Genomic DNA, 16,677 nt, shown 5'->3' on the forward strand with positions numbered 1-16,677 from the left:
GCCATGGACGCTTTTAACTACCGTGGCGGGGAGCTGTTCGCGGAAGGTGTGCCGCTGTCCGCCATCGCCGACCGCTTCGGCACGCCCACCTATGTCTACTCGCGCGCCCACATCGAAGCGCAGTATCTGGCCTACGCCGATGCGCTGGCCGGCATGCCGCATCTGGTCTGCTTCGCAGTCAAAGCCAACTCCAACCTCGGTGTACTGAATGTCCTGGCCCGTCTCGGCGCCGGTTTCGACATCGTTTCCCGTGGCGAGCTGGAACGTGTACTGGCCGCTGGTGGCAGCGCCGACAAGATCGTTTTCTCCGGCGTCGGCAAGACCCGTGACGACATGCGCCGCGCCCTCGAAGTCGGCGTGCACTGCTTCAACGTCGAATCCACCGACGAGCTCGAGCGCCTGCAAGTGGTCGCCGCCGAGCTGGGTGTTCGCGCCCCGGTTTCGCTGCGCGTGAACCCGGACGTCGATGCCGGCACCCATCCGTACATTTCCACCGGTCTGAAAGAGAACAAGTTCGGCATCGCCATTGCCGATGCCGAAGACGTGTACGTGCGCGCCGCGCATCTGCCGAACCTGGAAGTGGTCGGTGTCGACTGCCACATCGGTTCGCAACTGACCACCCTGCCGCCGTTCATCGATGCACTGGATCGCTTGCTCGATCTGGTCGACCGCTTGGGCGATTGCGGCATTCACCTGCGCCACATCGATCTTGGTGGTGGCCTGGGCGTGCGTTATCGCGATGAGGAGCCGCCGCTGGCTGCCGACTACATCAAAGCCGTGCGCGAGCGTCTCGACGGGCGTGATCTGGCGCTGGTGTTCGAACCGGGTCGCTTCATCGTTGCCAATGGCGGCGTGCTGCTGACCCAGGTCGAGTACCTCAAGCACACCGAGCACAAGGATTTCGCCATCGTCGACGCGGCGATGAACGACCTGATCCGTCCGGCGCTGTATCAGGCGTGGATGGACGTCACCGCGGTGAAACCGCGCGACAGCGCTGCACGCAAGTACGACATCGTCGGCCCGATCTGCGAAACCGGCGACTTCCTCGCCAAGGACCGCGAGCTGGCGCTGGAAGAGGGCGACTTGCTGGCAGTGCATTCGGCCGGTGCCTACGGTTTCGTCATGAGCTCCAACTACAACACCCGTGGCCGTGCCGCTGAGGTGTTGGTTGATGGTGATCAGGTTTTTGAAGTGCGTCGCCGCGAAACCGTGGCCGAGCTGTTTGCCGGCGAAAGCCTGCTGCCGGAGTAACCCATGCTGCTGCGTTTTACCAAAATGCACGGCCTGGGCAACGACTTCATGGTCCTCGACCTGGTCAGCCAGCACGCGCACATTCAGCCCAAACACGCCAAGCAATGGGGCGACCGCCACACCGGGATCGGTTTCGACCAGTTGCTGATCGTCGAAGCGCCGAGCAACCCGGATGTGGATTTCCGCTACCGGATCTTCAACTCCGACGGTTCGGAAGTGGAGCAGTGCGGCAACGGTGCGCGCTGCTTCGCCCGCTTCGTGCTCGACAAGCGTCTGACCGCCAAACGGCAGATCCGCGTCGAGACCAAGGGCGGCATCATCGAACTGGACGTGCGTAACGACGGCCAGATCGGCGTGAACATGGGCGCGCCGCGGCTGGTGCCGGCGGACATTCCATTCCAGGCGCCAGCGCAGGCCAGCAGCTATTCGCTGGACGTCGATGGCACCACGGTCGAACTGGCCGCCGTGTCGATGGGCAATCCCCATGCGGTCATTCGCGTGGACGACATCAACAGCGCACCGGTGCATGAACTGGGGCCGAAGATCGAGCACCATCCGCGCTTTCCGGCGCGGGTCAATGTCGGCTTCCTTCAGGTCATCGACCGCCATCGCGCGCAACTGCGTGTTTGGGAACGCGGCGCCGGGGAAACCCAGGCCTGCGGCACCGGCGCCTGTGCGGCGGCGGTGGCAGCCATCAGTCAGGGGTGGATGGATTCGCCGCTGTTGATCGACCTGCCCGGCGGGCGTCTGTCCATCGAGTGGGCCGGCCCGGGCGAACCGGTGTTGATGACCGGTCCGGCAGTGCGTGTATACGAAGGACAAGTGCGTCTTTGAGCGAGCAGAAATCATGACCGACAAGCCACAGGTACCCGCCCGACCAGTCGACGAATCAGCGTCAGAGAGCCTTGAGGCGGCCGCGGTTGCCGCCTACCTGGAGGCTCATCCGGACTTCTTCGTCGAGCACGAAGAGCTGCTGCCGTCGCTGCGCATTCCGCACCGACGTGGCGACACCGTGTCGCTGGTCGAGCGGCAGATGACCATCCTGCGCGACCGCAATATCGAGATGCGCCATCGCCTTTCGCATCTGATGGACGTGGCCCGCGACAACGATCGCCTGTTTGAAAAAACCCGCCGCCTGATCCTAGCGCTGATGGATGCATCGACCCTGGAAGACGTGGTCATCAGCGTTGAAGACAGCCTGCGTCAGGATTTCCAGGTCCCCTTCGTCAGCCTGATCCTGCTCGGCGACAACCCGGCCCCGGTCGGCCGCTGGGTAACCCACGCCGATGCGCAAACCGCGATTGGCGGCCTGCTCACCGAAGGCAAAAGCGTCAGCGGCAGCCTGCGTGAACATGAGCTGGACTTCCTCTTCGGCGAAGAACAGCGCCAGCAGATCGGCTCGACCGCCGTGGTTGCCGTCAGCCATCAGGGCATTCACGGCATCCTGGCCATCGCCAGCCGTGACCCGCAGCATTACAAGAGTTCGGTCGGCACCCTGTTCCTGAGCTACATCGCCGAGGTCATGGGCCGCGTGCTGCCACGGGTCAACAGCTCGCTGCGCTCGGTACGCTGACCATGGAACGACAACTGGACGCTTACTGCGAACATCTGCGCAGTGAGCGACAGGTGTCGCCGCACACCCTGTCGGCTTATCGCCGCGACCTCGATAAAGTCCTCGGCTGGTGCATCAAGCAGAACATCGGCAGTTGGGCCGCGCTGGACATCCAGCGTCTGCGCAGCCTGATCGCCCGGTTGCATGCGCAAGGCCAGTCCTCGCGCAGCCTCGCCCGCCTGCTCTCAGCGGTGCGCGGGCTCTATCACTACTTGAACCGCGAAGGTCTGTGCGACCACGACCCGGCCACCGGCCTGGCCCCGCCGAAAGGCGAACGGCGCCTGCCGAAAACCCTTGATACCGACCGCGCATTGCAGCTGCTTGAAGGTGCGGTCGAGGACGATTTTCTCGCCCGGCGCGATCAGGCGATTCTCGAGCTGTTCTATTCCTCTGGCCTGCGCCTGTCCGAGCTGACCGGGCTCAATCTCGATCAACTCGACCTCGCCGACGGCATGGTTCAGGTGCTCGGCAAGGGCAGCAAGACCCGGCTGTTGCCGGTTGGCACCAAGGCCCGCGAAGCCTTGGAACACTGGTTGCCGCTTAGAGCCATGACCAACCCGGCGGACGATGCGGTTTTTGTCAGCCAGCAAGGTCGGCGTCTCGGCCCCCGGGCGATTCAGGTGCGGGTCAAACTGGCTGGCGAGCGCGAGCTGGGGCAGAACCTGCATCCGCACATGCTGCGGCACTCGTTCGCCAGCCATTTGCTCGAGTCTTCACAGGATCTGCGCGCGGTGCAGGAATTGCTCGGTCACTCTGATATCAAAACCACGCAGATCTATACCCACCTCGACTTCCAGCATCTGGCGGCGGTCTACGACAGCGCCCATCCCCGGGCCAAACGCATGAAAGGCGATGATTCATGAGCATTCAGTTGATCACCTTCGACCTCGACGACACTCTGTGGGACACCGCGCCGGTGATCGCCAGCGCCGAAACCGTGTTGCGCGAATGGCTGAGCGAGCATGCGTCGAACCTGGGCGCGGTGCCGGTGGAGCATTTGTGGTCGATTCGCGAGCGAGTGCTGGCGGGCGAACCGGGCCTCAAACACCGCATCAGCGCGCTGCGCCGACGTGTGCTGTTCCATGCGCTGGAAGAAGCCGGGTATGCCCACGGCGAAGCGTCGGAGCTGGCTGACAAGGCTTTTGAAGTGTTCCTGCATGCGCGGCATCAGATCGAAGTGTTCCCGGAAGTCGAGCCGCTGCTGGAGCTGCTCGCCAATCACTATGCCCTCGGCGTGGTCACCAATGGCAATGCCGACGTGCGTCGGCTGGGGCTGGCGGATTACTTCAAGTTCGCCTTGTGCGCCGAAGACATCGGCATCGCCAAACCGGATGCGCGGCTGTTTCATGAAGCGTTGCAGCGCGGCGGTGTAAGCCCCGCAGCGGCGGTGCATGTCGGCGATCATCCTGGCGATGACATTGCCGGCGCTCAGCAGGCAGGCTTGCGCGCGGTGTGGTTCAACCCGACGGGCAAGGTCTGGGAAGCGGAGCGCTTGCCGGATGCGGAAATTCGCAGCCTCACTGAACTGCCAGCCGTCCTCTCCCGCTGGAATGCTTCCTCGAACTGATCTACAGCCCTGTGGGAGCGAGCCTGCTCGCGAATGCGGTGTGTCATCCAACATGTATGTCGGCTGACATGCCCTCTTCGCGAGCAGGCTCGCTCCCACAGGGGACTGCATTTGTTTTCAACGGATTTATTTCAGGCATGAAAAAGCCCGCAGCGACGGCGGGCTTTTTCAGCAAGCGAGCGACGCGCCTCAGATAGGGCGGCTGCCGTACTTGTTATCCGGCTTCTTGGGCGGATCGGCGACCACGTTGGCCTCCACTTCCTGCACCTTGCCGCCGCGCGCAAGGAATTCTTCCATGGCCTTGGCCAGGGCGTCACGCTCCTTGTTCTTGGCTTCGATGCTCGGCAACTCGTCGACCGATACCGCAGCCTTGGCTTTGCCTTTGGCAGCCGGGGCCGGCGTGTCGTCACCGCCATCATCTTCGGCAACGTCTTCCGCTGCCGCTTCCAGGCCTTCCTCGGCCTCGTCTTCGTCGCCTACTTCGAGGTCGTCGTTTTCCAGATCATCGTCGCTCATGTTCTACCTCATGACTTGCCAAAAGCAGATTAGTTATAGACCAGCTTTGGCGACTGTCGAAGCCGCCGTTGAAAAATCTTCTGCCGCTGCCCGGCAGCGGCTCATGCCTGTTCACCGTGCAAGGTGGCGAGGACTTTACGGGCACCGCCATGATCACGGTGCTCGCCCAGATAAATCCCTTGCCAGGTACCCAGGGCCAGCCGTCCAGCCGCAACCGGCAGACTGATCTGGCAACCCAGCACGCTGGCCTTGAAGTGCGCCGGGAGATCATCCGGGCCTTCGTCGTTGTGCTCGTAGCCGTCCGTTCCTTGTGGGATCAGACGATTGAAAAATCGTTCGAAGTCGCGACGAACTGCCGGATCGGCGTTCTCGTTGATGGTCAACGACGCCGACGTGTGCTGCAGCCACAAATGCAACAGACCGACCCGACAGGCCTTGAGTTCAGGCAAGCCTGCGAGCAACTCGTCCGTCACCAGATGAAAGCCCCGGGGCCTTGCCCGCAGGGTTATCAGAGTCTGTTGCCACATACAGTTCTCCGCTCGTTCGGGGCGCATTCTAGCGTGCTCTGAAAAAAAACAAAGGCCCTAATATTCCTGCAGCGATGTAAGCGATTGCCCGCAGAAAAAGCCTCGTCGTAAAGACGACCAAAGCCGTAAGAAAAATCCTTTCAGCCGCTCCCTGAATGACAAATCCCGGACAAAAAAATGCCCGGCGAACCGGGCAATTTTTTTATCGCGCGTACTTACAGGTTGTAGCCGCGTTCGTTGTGTTGTGCCAGATCGAGGCCGACCGACTCTTCTTCCTCGGTTACGCGCAGACCCATGACGGCGTCCAGCACCTTGAGGATGATGAAGGTGACGATCGCGGTGTAGATCACCGTGAAGCCGACGCCTTTGATCTGAATCCAGACCTGCGCGCCAATGTCAGTCACGGTGCCGAAGCCGCCCAGTGCCGGTGCGGCAAACACACCGGTGAGGATCGCGCCGAGGATACCGCCGATACCGTGCACGCCGAAGGCATCCAGGGAGTCGTCATAGCCGAGTTTGCGTTTCAGGGTGGTGGCGCAGAAGAAGCACACCACGCCTGCGGCCAGACCGATCACCAGTGCACCCATCGGGCCCACGGTGCCAGCGGCCGGAGTGATCGCGACCAGACCGGCGACCACACCCGAAGCAATACCCAGTGCGCTTGGCTTGCCGTGGGTGACCCACTCGGCAAACATCCAGCCCAGTGCCGCAGCGGCAGTGGCGATCTGGGTAACCAGCATGGCCATACCGGCAGTGCCGTTGGCAGCAGCAGCGGAACCGGCGTTGAAGCCGAACCAGCCGACCCACAGCATCGCCGCGCCCATCAGGGTGTAGCCGAGGTTATGCGGAGCCATTGGTGTGGTCGGGAAGCCTTTGCGCTTGCCCAGTACCAGGCACGCGACCAGACCGGCGATACCGGCGTTGATGTGCACCACGGTGCCGCCAGCGAAGTCGAGCACGCCCCAGTCCCACATCAGGCCGCCGTTACCGGACCAGACCATGTGCGCGATCGGTGCATAAACCAGAGTGAACCAGATACCCATGAAGATCAGCATCGCGGAGAATTTCATGCGCTCGGCGAACGCACCGACGATCAGCGCCGGGGTGATGATCGCGAAGGTCATCTGGAAGGTGATGAACACCGCCTCAGGGAACAGCGCCGCCGGGCCGGTGATGCTCGAAGGCGTGACACCGGCGAGGAACGCCTTGCCCATGCCGCCGAAGAACGAATTGAAGTTGACGACGCCCTGCTCCATGCCGGTGGTGTCGAAGGCAATGCTGTAGCCATAAATGACCCACAGGATGCTGATCAGACCGGTAATGGCGAAGCACTGCATCAGCACGGAAAGAATGTTTTTCGAGCGAACCATACCGCCGTAGAACAGCGCCAGACCGGGGATGGTCATGAACAGCACGAGCGCTGTCGAGGTGAGCATCCAGGCGGTGTCGCCGGAATTGAGGACTGGCGCTGCCACTTCGTCTGCCGCCATGGCGATGCCGGGCATTACGATGGACAACAGGGCGCCTAGCCCTGCGAATTTACGCAGAGTCATATTGTTTTCTCCTGGGGCGTTGGGTTTGTGGCGGCGCTTAGATCGCGTCGGTATCGGTTTCGCCGGTACGGATGCGGATCGCCTGTTCCAGATTGACCACGAAGATCTTGCCGTCACCGATCTTGCCGGTGTTGGCCGCTTTGGTTATCGCCTCGATAACCCGATCCAGATCCTTGTCGTCGATGGCCACGTCGATTTTCACCTTGGGCAGAAAATCGACCACATATTCCGCGCCGCGATACAGCTCGGTGTGACCCTTCTGCCGGCCGAAGCCTTTGACTTCAGTGACGGTAATGCCCTGCACGCCGATTTCGGACAGCGACTCGCGCACGTCGTCCAACTTGAACGGCTTGATGATGGCAGTGACTAGCTTCATGAAACTCTCTCCCGAATTGGTGGACTTGCCCCAGGAAAACAAACCCGTCTCAAGTCTAAGCGCAGTGCCTGGCTTTGTAACGCATCGTTGACGCCAGCTAACCGCATCAGACGAAACTCCCCGCTTCGTCTGCCGCACTGCATTCGTCACAGCGACTGCATCAGTGCATGGGTCGAGGGTGACTAAGCAGAAACCTTGCCAGCTCGGCAAAAACCCTGCATTTCAATCGCTTGGCCCCCGTTGCACGCGCTCGGGCAGAAAAGCTTTTGCCGATACGCACAACAACGGTGCGCCACCGTCCGTCCCCCTGCGCGAAAAGCGTGCATCCGTGCAACGGGATTGACTATAGACACTGCGTGATACACTGCCGGCCATTGTTTCCAGGACATTCCCCATGCTCGCGCCCAAAGACTTCCTCGACGCCCTGAGCGGCACCGCCTCCCGCCTGTTCAGCGGCGATACCCCGCTGCCGAAAGCCGAAATCGAAAGCCAGTTCAAAATGCTGCTGCAAAGTGCCTTCAGCAAACTCGATCTGGTCAGCCGGGAAGAGTTTGATAGTCAGATGGTGGTGTTGGCTCGCACGCGGGCACGGCTTGAGAGTCTTGAAGCGAAGGTGGCGGAGATGGAGGCGAAACTGAATCCGCCGGCTGAATAGCACCACTACTGACAGTGAAGGTTGGGCACGCTCTTCAGCTTTAAAGGCGTCGAAAAAAAACCTTCAAGCGTTTTCCTTCAAGCAGCCTTCAGCTCCACTGCCTAGATTCACTATCAAGCGCAATGTGCCAGCCGCTCGACCTGATCACGGATTGCAGCTCCTCTTTCAATTTCGGCTTTTCGCAGATCGTAGGTCGATTGGAGGTTCAGCCAAAACTCAGGAGTGGTGTCCAGACAGATTGAAAGTCTTAAAGCCATGTCAGCGCTGATGCCCCGGCGCTGTAGAACGATATCGTTCACCGTCGGAGTAGACACGCTCAATGCTCTCGCCAACGCAGCGGCTGTAAGGCTCAAAGGCTCCAGATACTCCTCTTTGAGGATCTCGCCGGGATGGACCGGACGCATACCATTCTTGGTCATATTCACCTCAGTGATAATCGACGATTTCAACATCCTCGGGCCCATTCAGGCCCCAGACGAAGCAAATTCGCCATTGGGCGTTGATACGAATACTGCATTGCCCCTTCCGATCGCCTCCCAGAGACTCGAGCCGATTTCCGGGAGGAGATCGGAGATCAGCCAACGCAGCTGCCGCATCAAGCATCGTCAGCTTACGTTCCGCGACACTCAATATGGCTGACCAGAAACGGGTTTTACCACTTCGGAACAGGTATTCGGTTTCAGGACATCTGAAGCTAACGATCATAGTTTAAAGCTTAACGTTATGCATTAACGCTGAGTTTATTCGTGAAAATCATTAGCGCAAACGGATGATCTTGCGATTTGGGTGTTCTCTCAGGACTTTCAGAAACGGACTACGCATGCTTGCTGGTTCTTACTGAACCCGTTGCTATCTCCTACACAAACTCTCCCCTATTCCCGTTTGCCATGCCCTGGCGAGTTCCTGGCATTTCTTGCGGCAACATCCTGCGAAATTTTTGCGCTCCACTCACCCCACTAAAATGGCATCGCCCTACTACCCTTCAAAAACCCGCAGGAAGCGGCTCCCCGATTCAGCTCAAGGAACGACCATGTCCCTCTCCATTGTCCACAGTCGCGCCCAGATTGGCGTGGAAGCCCCCGCTGTCACCGTCGAAGTCCATCTGGCCAACGGTCTGCCGTCGCTGACCATGGTCGGCCTGCCCGAGGCGGCGGTGAAGGAGAGCAAGGATCGGGTGCGCAGTGCGATCATCAATTCCGGGCTGCAATTTCCGGCGCGGCGGATCACCTTGAATCTGGCGCCGGCGGATCTGCCCAAGGATGGCGGGCGCTTCGATCTGGCAATTGCCTTGGGGATTTTGTCGGCCAGCGTGCAGGTGCCGTGTCTGACGCTGGACGAGGTGGAATGTCTGGGTGAATTGGCATTGTCCGGTGCTGTGCGACCAGTGCGTGGCGTGCTGCCGGCGGCACTGGCGGCGCGCAAGGCCGGGCGGGCGTTGGTGGTGCCTCGAGCGAATGCGGAAGAGGCGTGCCTGGCTTCGGGGCTGAAAGTGTTCGCAGTCGATCACTTGCTGGAAGCGGTGGCGCATTTCAATGGGCACACACCGGTCGAGCCGTACACATCAGATGGCTTGATGCATGCCGCCAAACCCTATCCCGACCTTAACGAGGTGCAGGGGCAGACAGCCGCCAAACGCGCACTGCTGATTGCCGCAGCGGGGGCGCACAACTTGTTGTTCAGCGGGCCTCCGGGAACCGGCAAGACGCTGCTGGCCAGTCGTCTGCCAGGATTATTGCCGCCGCTATCCGAATTCGAGGCGCTGGAAGTGGCAGCGATTCAATCGGTCGCGAGCGGGGTTCCCTTGACTCACTGGCCGCAGCGGCCGTTCAGGCAACCGCACCATTCGGCTTCAGGGCCGGCATTGGTCGGTGGCAGCTCGAAACCGCAACCCGGCGAAATCACCCTCGCCCATCACGGCGTACTGTTTCTCGATGAGTTGCCGGAGTTTGATCGCAAGGTTCTGGAAGTGCTGCGCGAGCCGTTGGAGTCCGGGCATATCGTCATCGCCCGGGCCAAGGATCGCGTGCGTTTCCCCGCACGGTTTCAATTGGTGGTAGCGATGAATCCATGTCCGTGTGGATATCTTGGCGAGCCCAGCGGCAAATGCTCGTGCACACCGGACATGGTCCAGCGCTATCGCAACAAGCTGTCAGGGCCGCTGCTGGATCGGATTGATCTGCACCTGACCGTGGCGCGGGAGGCAACCGCATTGAATCCGGCAGCCAAGCCAGGCGAAAACAGCGCCAGCGCTGCGGCGTTGGTGGCGGAAGCGCGGGAGCGCCAGCAGAAACGTCAGGGCTGTGCCAATGCGTTTCTCGATCTGCCGGGGCTCAAGCGTCACTGCAAGTTATCCACAGCCGATGAAAAATGGCTGGAAGCGGCCTGCGAGCGATTGATCCTGTCGCTGCGCTCGGCGCATCGCCTGCTCAAGGTCGCGCGCACGCTGGCGGATCTTGAACAGGCCGATGCGATTACCCGCGAGCATCTGGCCGAGGCACTGCAATACCGGCCGGCGACACCTTAATGCTCAGTCAGATCAACCAGCGGTGCCTGACGCACTTCAGTGTCGCGCCCGGCCTGAATTTCAGTCACGCGCTTGAGGGCCTTGTCCACCGCCCCTTTGTCGGCCAGCAGGCTGTAGCTGATCTGGAACTGTTTATGTTCTTTCGGCGCAATGGTCGGCACCAGATTCAACGGCCGCTGATAGCGACGGTTGTAGGAAAAACTGGTTCCCGGCTCCAGCCCGGTGACGTAGCCCTGCCCTTGGGTATCGGTGTTTTTCCACAGCGAAAACACTGGCAGCTGCTGAGTATTGAAGCCAACGGATACGCCGAGGCTACCGGCCTTGTTGTGCAGCACGGTGAGAGTGTCACCCTTGGCGTCCGCATACGGCACGACGTTGTAGACAGTTTCGTCGTAGTCCTTGGTTGGCCCGCGATAGGTCTGCCAGTCGGGCAGATCTCCCTTGGCCTTGTCGTTGAACGGCGAAACCTGCTTCACCGGCGCTGCGAACTTTGCGCCCTGCTCAAGAAACGGCGTGCTGAAGTTGCTGTGATACAGCGCCTGATATTCCTTCGCATAGTCGCCGTTGTTGGTCAGGGTGTCGTTGAGGGCGAAGCTGGCGCTGCCCGGTTCGGTGACCAGTTCAGTCGCTACCGAGAAATCGACTTTCTTGAATGCCTGCTCTTTCAGCTCGCCACGCAGCGTGATGGCATACGGCGGCTTCTCGTCGATGTGCAAAGTGACGGTGCTGGCCGGGATGTTGGCGGCGCGACCGTGCAAGGTCAGCAATTCGCCGTTGTCCATGCCGGGATGGCCAACCCACTCATAACCGCAACGGGTCACCAGCTCATTGAAGCCTTCGAGCCAACCCAGGCCACCGCGACCGTTGAGTTCGATGAACGCCGGGTTGACGACGTCCTTGACCGGCGAGTCCCAGCCCATGCGCACGTCGCCCACCGAAGCCTGCAACACGTTCATGCCACGGGTCGGCACTACCGAGAGTTTCATCGTGCCGTTATCGATATCGACAATGCTGACGCCCTCCTGACGACCGCCATGCAGGGTACGCAGGGTCACGGAAAACGGTTTGGCGGTTTTTACGCCGAGTTGCCCACTGGTGATCGTCCAGTTTTTTGCCGGAGTGTTGGCGTCGAGCAGGACATAGTCCCAAGCCATGGCATGAGAAGCGGCAGAGAACGCGCCGAGGGCGACGAGGAGTTTGAGCGGGGTCATGGCAGCAGCCTTTATTGGAGTTGTGCCATTTTTATAGCGCTGCGGAAACGTTTCAGCAAGTGCAAAGAAGCTGTCGGTGATAGGCATTCGCGAGCAGGCTCGCTCCCACAGGTTTTTCGGGTGTTCACACCATTTGTGAACTACCCCGGAAATTGTGGGAGCGAGCCTGCTCGCGGTAGCTGTTTCAGAGACGCATCAACGGAAGCGATCAACCTCGGAACGCAGATCCGCCGCCAGCTTCTCCAGCTCTTTCGCGGTGACAGCCAGGTTCGAGACAACCTCGCGCTGCTCGCTGTTGGCCAAGGCGATGCTCTGCAAGTTGCTGCTCAGCAATGTGGCAGTGCTGCTTTGTTCCTGAGTGGCGGTGGTGATCGCGGCGAACTGCTGGCCTGCCGAACGGCTCTGCTCATCGATCCGCGCCAGTGCCGAGGCGACATTGGCGTTGCGCGACAGGCCTTCCTGCATCAGCACATTGCCCTGCTCCATGGTGCTGATCGCGTTGCCGGTCTCCTGTTGGATGCTGTGGATCATGCTGGAGATTTCATCGGTCGCCTGACGGGTACGCGAGGCGAGGCTGCGCACTTCGTCCGCGACCACGGCAAAACCGCGACCCTGCTCACCGGCACGCGCGGCTTCGATGGCAGCGTTAAGTGCCAACAGGTTGGTCTGCTCGGCGATCGAAGTGATCACGCCGACAATGCCGCCGATTTCCTGCGAGCGCTGCCCCAGCGTGTTGATCACGCTGGCGGTGCTGTTCAGCGCGCCAGCGATCTGCTCCAGCGACGACGACGCTTCTTCCATCGAGTTGCGGCCAATCTGGGTTTGCTGCGCGTTTTCCTGCGCCAGGCGCTGGGTCGCGCCCATGTTGTCGGCAATGTTCAGCGAGGTGGCGCTGAACTCTTCCACGGCGCCGGCCATGCTGGTGATTTCGCCCGATTGCTGCTCCATGCCTTCATACGCACCGCCGGACAAACCGGACAGCGCCTGCGCACGGCTGTTGACCTCTTCCGAAGCGCGGCGGATGTGCTCGACCATGGTCGACAGCGCCTGGCTCATCTGGTTGAACGCGCGCGACAGCTGACCGATTTCATCGTGGCTCGATACGTTCAGCCGCACGCTCAGATCACCAGCACCCAAGGCCTCGGCCTGACGCACCAGATCACCCAGCGGTGCGAGTTTGCTGCGCAGCAGCCAGACCACGGAACCGACCGCAAGCAACATCGCCAGCAGGCTGCCGATCGCCAGTTGCGTACCGACGCTCCAGGTCACCGCGCGGATCTCGGCTTTCGGCATGCTCGCCACCACCGACCACGGACCACCTTCAAACGGCACGGCGATGCTGTAGAAGTCCTCGCCCTTGTCGCTCCAGAACTCACCCTTGCCCGGGGTTTTCACCAGGTTGTTGATGGTCGGGGCGGCTTGATCCAGGTTTTCGACGCCGGCAATCGGCACCAGCCATTTATTCTGCTCGTCGAGCAGCGCCAGCGAGCCGGTCTTGCCAATGCGGAAGCGCTTGAGATTGGCGAACTGCGCGTTCTGCGCATCGGTGTAGTCGAAGCCGACGTACAGCACGGCGATTATCTTGCCGCCCGCATCGCGCACCGGGGTGTACTGCGACATGTAGTAGCGCTCGAACAGCAACGAGCGGCCGACATAACTCTGCCCCGCCATCAGTTTCGCGTACGCCGGGTTGGCATGATCGAGCACGGTGCCGATGGCACGGGTGCCGTCCTGCTTGCTGACGTTGGTGCTGACGCGAATGAAGTCTTCGCCGCTGCGCACGAATACCGTGGCCACACCAGCGGTCATCTGCTTGAACTCGTCAACTTCCTTGAAGTTGTTGTTCAGCACCTCGTTGCCCAGATGCAGGCCCGGAGTCTGCACGCCGGCCACGGTCACTGGCTGATCGGGGTGCACACTCAAACCACTGCCGAAGCGCTTTTCGAACAGCCCGCTCAGGCGCAGGGTGCTTTCACGCAGCGTACCGTGAAAGGTACTCAGTTGATCGGCCAGCAGCCGGGCCTCACTGGCCAGATGCTCTTCACGGGTGGCGAGGTTGGCGGAATCCAGCGAACGCAAGGCGAACACCGTACTGCCGCTGATGACTATCGCCAGTATCACAGCAAGGGCAAGGCCCAGCTGCGAGGCGATCCGAGCACGAGGTTGAGACATGAACAGCTCCTGGCCGAGCCACCGAATCCTCCTTGATCGCGGTAATTGCCCGGAAAATATTCTAATAATGGGGGTAGCGCAGAACCGGCACGACGGTTCCACATGCTCGTAGTCGGCGGAAAATCCGAATACTTGAGCGGATTGCGTGGGTATGGCGCAGTAGTGGCATTGTGCCGGCTCGAACGTTTCAGCTCAAGCGCTCTACCGCCGGCAATTGCATGGCGCGGACTTCGCCTTGGAGAAAATCGCTGAGACGGCGCAAACGTTCACCTCCCGGACGCGGTTTCGGCCACACCAGATAATAATTCAGGCCACTGGCGACGGCGGTTGGCCATGGCAGGCTCAAGCGCCCTTGCGCGACATCTTCGGCGACCATCAATAGATCACCCATCGAAACGCCGTAGCCGCGCGCCGCGGCGATCATGCCCAGCTCCAGCGTATCGAACACTTGTCCGCCCTTGAGCGAGACCTGATCGGACAGGCCCATGCGCTCCAGCCAACTGCGCCAGTCACGGCGATCCGGGGTCGGGTGCAGCAGTTCAGCCGTCGCCAGACGCGCCACGTCCCAAGGTTGATCATTGAGCAGGTTCGGCGCGCCGACCGGAATCAATTCCTCGGGAAACAGCAGGCTCGCTTCCCAGTCCGGCGGGAAATGCCCGTCACTGAGCAAAACGGCGCAATCGAATGGTTCGTTGTTGAAGTCCACCGAATCGATATCCATCCATGCGCTGGTCAGTTGCACCTCATTGCCCGGCTGCAAATGGCGGAAGCGACTCAACCGCGCCAGCAGCCAACGCATGGTCAGGGTCGATGGCGCTTTCATGCGCAGGATGTCGTCCTCGGCGCGCAAGGTATTGCAGGCGCGCTCAAGGGCGGCGAAGCCTTCGCGGATACCGGGTAACAGCAGCCGCGCCGATTCGGTCAGTTGCAGGTTGCGTCCGCTGCGATGAAACAGCCGGCAGGCGAAGTGCTCTTCAAGGGTGCGCATGTGCCGACTGACCGCGCTCTGGGTGATCGACAGTTCTTCCGCCGCGCGGGTGAACGAGCTGTGTCGCGCTGCCGCTTCGAATGCGCGCAGGGCATACAACGGCGGAAGGCGTCGGGACATACACAAAGCTCCAATAGCGGGGATACAGCCAATTCGGCAGGACGATTCAGGATGAGTATTAATCATGCCACCCATCCTTTTTATCCCTTTGTGCAAAGCCTGCCAAGCGCCGAAAATCGACGCTCTTCTGTTCCCTCTGAAATTTGGGTGGTGATGACCATGCAGCATCCTGTGCGTACCGAACTCTGGGCCATTCTGCGGCTGGCGGGGCCGCTGATTGCTTCGCAGTTGGCGCACATGCTGATGGTACTGACCGACACCCTGATGATGGCGCGCCTCAGCCCCGAAGCGCTGGCCGGTGGCGGCCTCGGTGCCGCGAGCTACTCGTTCGTGTCGATTTTCTGCATCGGCGTGATTGCAGCGGTCGGCACACTGGTGGCAATCCGTCAGGGTGCCGGCGATATCATCGGTGCCGCGCGCCTGACCCAGGCCGGGTTGTGGCTGGCCTGGCTGATGGCACTCGGCGCCGGGCTGTTGTTGTGGAACCTCAAACCGGTGTTGCTGCTGTTCGGCCAAACCGAAACCAACGTCAACGCCGCCGTGCAATTTCTCATCGCCCTGCCCTTCGCCCTGCCCGGCTACCTGAGCTTCATGGCCCTGCGCGGTTTTACCAGTGCAATCGGCCGGGCGACGCCAGTGATGGTCATCAGCCTCGCCGGTACGGTGGCCAACTTCCTGCTCAACTACGCGCTGATCACCGGCATGTTCGGCCTGCCGCAACTGGGCCTGACCGGTATCGGCTTGGTCACGGCGATTGTCGCCAACTGCATGGCACTGGCGCTGGCCTGGCATATCCGCCGGCATCCGGCGTATGACGCTTATCCGTTGCGCGCCGGCCTGTCGCGGCCGAACCGGCAATACCTGAAAGAACTCTGGCGTCTGGGCCTGCCGATTGGCGGCACCTATGCGGTGGAAGTCGGGCTGTTTGCCTTTGCCGCGTTGTGCATGGGCACAATGGGCAGCACGCAAATGGGTGCGCATCAGATCGCCCTGCAGATCGTGTCGGTGGCCTTCATGGTCCCGGCCGGGATGTCTTACGCCATCACCATGCGCGTCGGCCAACACTACGGCGCCGGGCAATTGGTCGATGCGCGCATGTCCGGGCGTGTCGGCATCGCCTTCGGCGCCGTGGTGATGCTCGGCTTCGCCCTGGTGTTCTGGCTGTGGCCGAACCAGTTGGTCGGCCTGTTCCTTGACCACAACGATCCGGCGTTTGCCGAGGTGATCCGTCTGGCGGTGAGCCTGTTGGAAGTAGCGGCGTGGTTCGAACTGTTCGACGGCACGCAGACGATTGCCATGGGCTGTATTCGCGGGCTCAAGGATGCCAAGACTACGTTTCTGGTGGGGCTCGCTTGCTATTGGCTGATTGGCGCGCCGGCGGCGTGGTGGATGGCGTTCCATCTCAATTGGGGGCCGACGGGTGTCTGGTGGGGTCTGGCGTTGGGCCTGGCCTGCGCGGCGGTGAGCCTGACGCTGGCGTTTGAATGGAAGATGCAGCGGATGATTCGGCGCGAGCCGCAAGCTCAAGGTTTCAACATCCCCCAGGCCGAATGAGGGTTTCCTTTGTGGGAGCGAGCCTGCTCGCGAAGACCGAGTGTCAGGCAC

Annotated in this window: 17 protein-coding genes; 8 read left to right on the top strand and 9 right to left on the bottom strand. The window is 61.1% G+C overall.

Annotation, left to right across the window (positions count from 1 at the left end):
* Window positions 1-3 precede the first annotated feature (3 nt).
* From lysA to V8J63_RS01340, 5 genes are read left to right on the top strand one after another with little or no spacing between them, the layout of a single operon-like run.
* Entirely contained in the window at window positions 4-1,251 is a 1,248-nt protein-coding gene (gene lysA, locus V8J63_RS01320; RefSeq protein ID WP_130889073.1) for a diaminopimelate decarboxylase, read from the top strand.
* Window positions 1,252-1,254: 3 nt separating this feature from the next.
* Window positions 1,255-2,085 carry a diaminopimelate epimerase gene (dapF, locus tag V8J63_RS01325; RefSeq protein WP_016772587.1) on the top strand — a complete coding sequence of 277 codons (831 nt, stop codon included), beginning with the start codon at window positions 1,255-1,257 and terminating at the stop codon, window positions 2,083-2,085.
* A gap of 13 nt (window positions 2,086-2,098) precedes the next feature.
* A complete protein-coding gene (locus tag V8J63_RS01330) occupies window positions 2,099-2,824 on the top strand; it encodes a DUF484 family protein (RefSeq protein WP_024014772.1) in 726 nt (241 codons plus the stop codon).
* 2 nt (window positions 2,825-2,826) lie between these two features.
* A complete protein-coding gene (gene xerC, locus V8J63_RS01335; RefSeq protein WP_024014773.1) occupies window positions 2,827-3,726 on the top strand; it encodes a tyrosine recombinase XerC in 900 nt (299 codons plus the stop codon).
* Window positions 3,723-4,430: an HAD family hydrolase gene (locus V8J63_RS01340; RefSeq protein ID WP_122698695.1), complete on the top strand. Its 708-nt coding sequence runs from the start codon at window positions 3,723-3,725 to the stop codon at window positions 4,428-4,430. The genes xerC and V8J63_RS01340 overlap by 4 nt, the downstream gene beginning before the upstream one ends.
* Window positions 4,431-4,619: 189 nt before the next feature.
* On the opposite strand, the gene sutA is transcribed toward V8J63_RS01340, so the two are convergent.
* From sutA to glnK, 4 genes are all read right to left on the bottom strand, one after another.
* Window positions 4,620-4,946, bottom strand: a complete 327-nt coding sequence (sutA, locus tag V8J63_RS01345) for a transcriptional regulator SutA (RefSeq protein ID WP_016772583.1) — start codon at window positions 4,944-4,946, stop codon at window positions 4,620-4,622.
* A 101-nt stretch (window positions 4,947-5,047) separates the two neighbouring features.
* Entirely contained in the window at window positions 5,048-5,473 is a 426-nt protein-coding gene (locus V8J63_RS01350) for a secondary thiamine-phosphate synthase enzyme YjbQ (protein WP_016772582.1), read from the bottom strand.
* A gap of 215 nt (window positions 5,474-5,688) precedes the next feature.
* Window positions 5,689-7,026: an ammonium transporter gene (locus tag V8J63_RS01355; RefSeq protein ID WP_041476939.1), complete on the bottom strand. Its 1,338-nt coding sequence runs from the start codon at window positions 7,024-7,026 to the stop codon at window positions 5,689-5,691.
* 37 nt (window positions 7,027-7,063) lie between these two features.
* Window positions 7,064-7,402, bottom strand: a complete 339-nt coding sequence (glnK, locus tag V8J63_RS01360) for a P-II family nitrogen regulator (protein WP_002555808.1) — start codon at window positions 7,400-7,402, stop codon at window positions 7,064-7,066.
* 394 nt (window positions 7,403-7,796) lie between these two features.
* Here glnK and V8J63_RS01365 point away from each other — a divergent pair, with 394 nt between their 5' ends.
* A complete protein-coding gene (locus V8J63_RS01365; protein WP_016772581.1) occupies window positions 7,797-8,057 on the top strand; it encodes an accessory factor UbiK family protein in 261 nt (86 codons plus the stop codon).
* 113 nt (window positions 8,058-8,170) lie between these two features.
* On the opposite strand, the gene V8J63_RS01370 is transcribed toward V8J63_RS01365, so the two are convergent.
* The gene (locus tag V8J63_RS01370) at window positions 8,171-8,476 is read right to left on the bottom strand and encodes a HigA family addiction module antitoxin (RefSeq protein WP_039757791.1); all 306 of its coding nucleotides are present in this window, start codon (window positions 8,474-8,476) and stop codon (window positions 8,171-8,173) included.
* Window positions 8,477-8,483: 7 nt separating this feature from the next.
* The gene (locus V8J63_RS01375) at window positions 8,484-8,762 is read right to left on the bottom strand and encodes a type II toxin-antitoxin system RelE/ParE family toxin (RefSeq protein WP_082228595.1); all 279 of its coding nucleotides are present in this window, start codon (window positions 8,760-8,762) and stop codon (window positions 8,484-8,486) included.
* Between the two features lie 325 nt (window positions 8,763-9,087).
* Between V8J63_RS01375 and V8J63_RS01380 the strand changes: the two genes are divergently transcribed.
* Entirely contained in the window at window positions 9,088-10,581 is a 1,494-nt protein-coding gene (locus tag V8J63_RS01380) for a YifB family Mg chelatase-like AAA ATPase (RefSeq protein WP_336463458.1), read from the top strand.
* Here V8J63_RS01380 and V8J63_RS01385 read toward each other — a convergent pair.
* The 3 genes from V8J63_RS01385 to V8J63_RS01395 form a co-directional block, all read right to left on the bottom strand.
* The gene (locus V8J63_RS01385) at window positions 10,578-11,792 is read right to left on the bottom strand and encodes an aldose 1-epimerase family protein (RefSeq protein ID WP_336463459.1); all 1,215 of its coding nucleotides are present in this window, start codon (window positions 11,790-11,792) and stop codon (window positions 10,578-10,580) included. The genes V8J63_RS01380 and V8J63_RS01385 overlap by 4 nt on opposite strands.
* Window positions 11,793-11,987: 195 nt before the next feature.
* Window positions 11,988-13,964 (bottom strand): methyl-accepting chemotaxis protein, encoded by a 1,977-nt coding sequence (locus tag V8J63_RS01390; protein WP_130889071.1) that lies wholly within the window; start codon window positions 13,962-13,964, stop codon window positions 11,988-11,990.
* A 187-nt stretch (window positions 13,965-14,151) separates the two neighbouring features.
* Window positions 14,152-15,072, bottom strand: coding sequence for a LysR substrate-binding domain-containing protein (locus V8J63_RS01395; RefSeq protein WP_024014781.1), 921 nt, complete (start codon window positions 15,070-15,072; stop codon window positions 14,152-14,154).
* Window positions 15,073-15,231: 159 nt separating this feature from the next.
* On the opposite strand from V8J63_RS01395, the gene V8J63_RS01400 reads away from it, so the two are divergent.
* Window positions 15,232-16,626 carry a NorM family multidrug efflux MATE transporter gene (locus tag V8J63_RS01400; protein WP_336463460.1) on the top strand — a complete coding sequence of 465 codons (1,395 nt, stop codon included), beginning with the start codon at window positions 15,232-15,234 and terminating at the stop codon, window positions 16,624-16,626.
* The last annotated feature ends 51 nt before the right edge of the window (window positions 16,627-16,677 follow it).

Origin of the sequence: Pseudomonas sp. CCNWLW23, assembly GCF_037095675.1 — a bacterium.
In the GTDB taxonomy this organism is placed as follows: domain Bacteria; phylum Pseudomonadota; class Gammaproteobacteria; order Pseudomonadales; family Pseudomonadaceae; genus Aquipseudomonas; species Aquipseudomonas atacamensis.

Bases quoted from the DNA above. Each gene is read 5' to 3' on its own strand.
- V8J63_RS01395 (WP_024014781.1), bottom strand. From the start codon at position 15,072: ATGTCCCGACGCCTTCCGCCGTTGTATGCCCTGCGCGCATTCGAAGCG.
- lysA (WP_130889073.1), top strand. From the start codon at position 4: ATGGACGCTTTTAACTACCGTGGCGGGGAGCTGTTCGCGGAAGGTGTG.
- V8J63_RS01350 (WP_016772582.1), bottom strand. From the start codon at position 5,473: ATGTGGCAACAGACTCTGATAACCCTGCGGGCAAGGCCCCGGGGCTTT.
- V8J63_RS01365 (WP_016772581.1), top strand. From the start codon at position 7,797: ATGCTCGCGCCCAAAGACTTCCTCGACGCCCTGAGCGGCACCGCCTCC.
- V8J63_RS01330 (WP_024014772.1), top strand. From the start codon at position 2,099: ATGACCGACAAGCCACAGGTACCCGCCCGACCAGTCGACGAATCAGCG.
- V8J63_RS01400 (WP_336463460.1), top strand. From the start codon at position 15,232: ATGCAGCATCCTGTGCGTACCGAACTCTGGGCCATTCTGCGGCTGGCG.
- dapF (WP_016772587.1), top strand. From the start codon at position 1,255: ATGCTGCTGCGTTTTACCAAAATGCACGGCCTGGGCAACGACTTCATG.
- V8J63_RS01340 (WP_122698695.1), top strand. From the start codon at position 3,723: ATGAGCATTCAGTTGATCACCTTCGACCTCGACGACACTCTGTGGGAC.
- V8J63_RS01380 (WP_336463458.1), top strand. From the start codon at position 9,088: ATGTCCCTCTCCATTGTCCACAGTCGCGCCCAGATTGGCGTGGAAGCC.
- V8J63_RS01375 (WP_082228595.1), bottom strand. From the start codon at position 8,762: ATGATCGTTAGCTTCAGATGTCCTGAAACCGAATACCTGTTCCGAAGT.
- V8J63_RS01355 (WP_041476939.1), bottom strand. From the start codon at position 7,026: ATGACTCTGCGTAAATTCGCAGGGCTAGGCGCCCTGTTGTCCATCGTA.
- sutA (WP_016772583.1), bottom strand. From the start codon at position 4,946: ATGAGCGACGATGATCTGGAAAACGACGACCTCGAAGTAGGCGACGAA.
- V8J63_RS01370 (WP_039757791.1), bottom strand. From the start codon at position 8,476: ATGACCAAGAATGGTATGCGTCCGGTCCATCCCGGCGAGATCCTCAAA.
- V8J63_RS01390 (WP_130889071.1), bottom strand. From the start codon at position 13,964: ATGTCTCAACCTCGTGCTCGGATCGCCTCGCAGCTGGGCCTTGCCCTT.
- glnK (WP_002555808.1), bottom strand. From the start codon at position 7,402: ATGAAGCTAGTCACTGCCATCATCAAGCCGTTCAAGTTGGACGACGTG.
- xerC (WP_024014773.1), top strand. From the start codon at position 2,827: ATGGAACGACAACTGGACGCTTACTGCGAACATCTGCGCAGTGAGCGA.
- V8J63_RS01385 (WP_336463459.1), bottom strand. From the start codon at position 11,792: ATGACCCCGCTCAAACTCCTCGTCGCCCTCGGCGCGTTCTCTGCCGCT.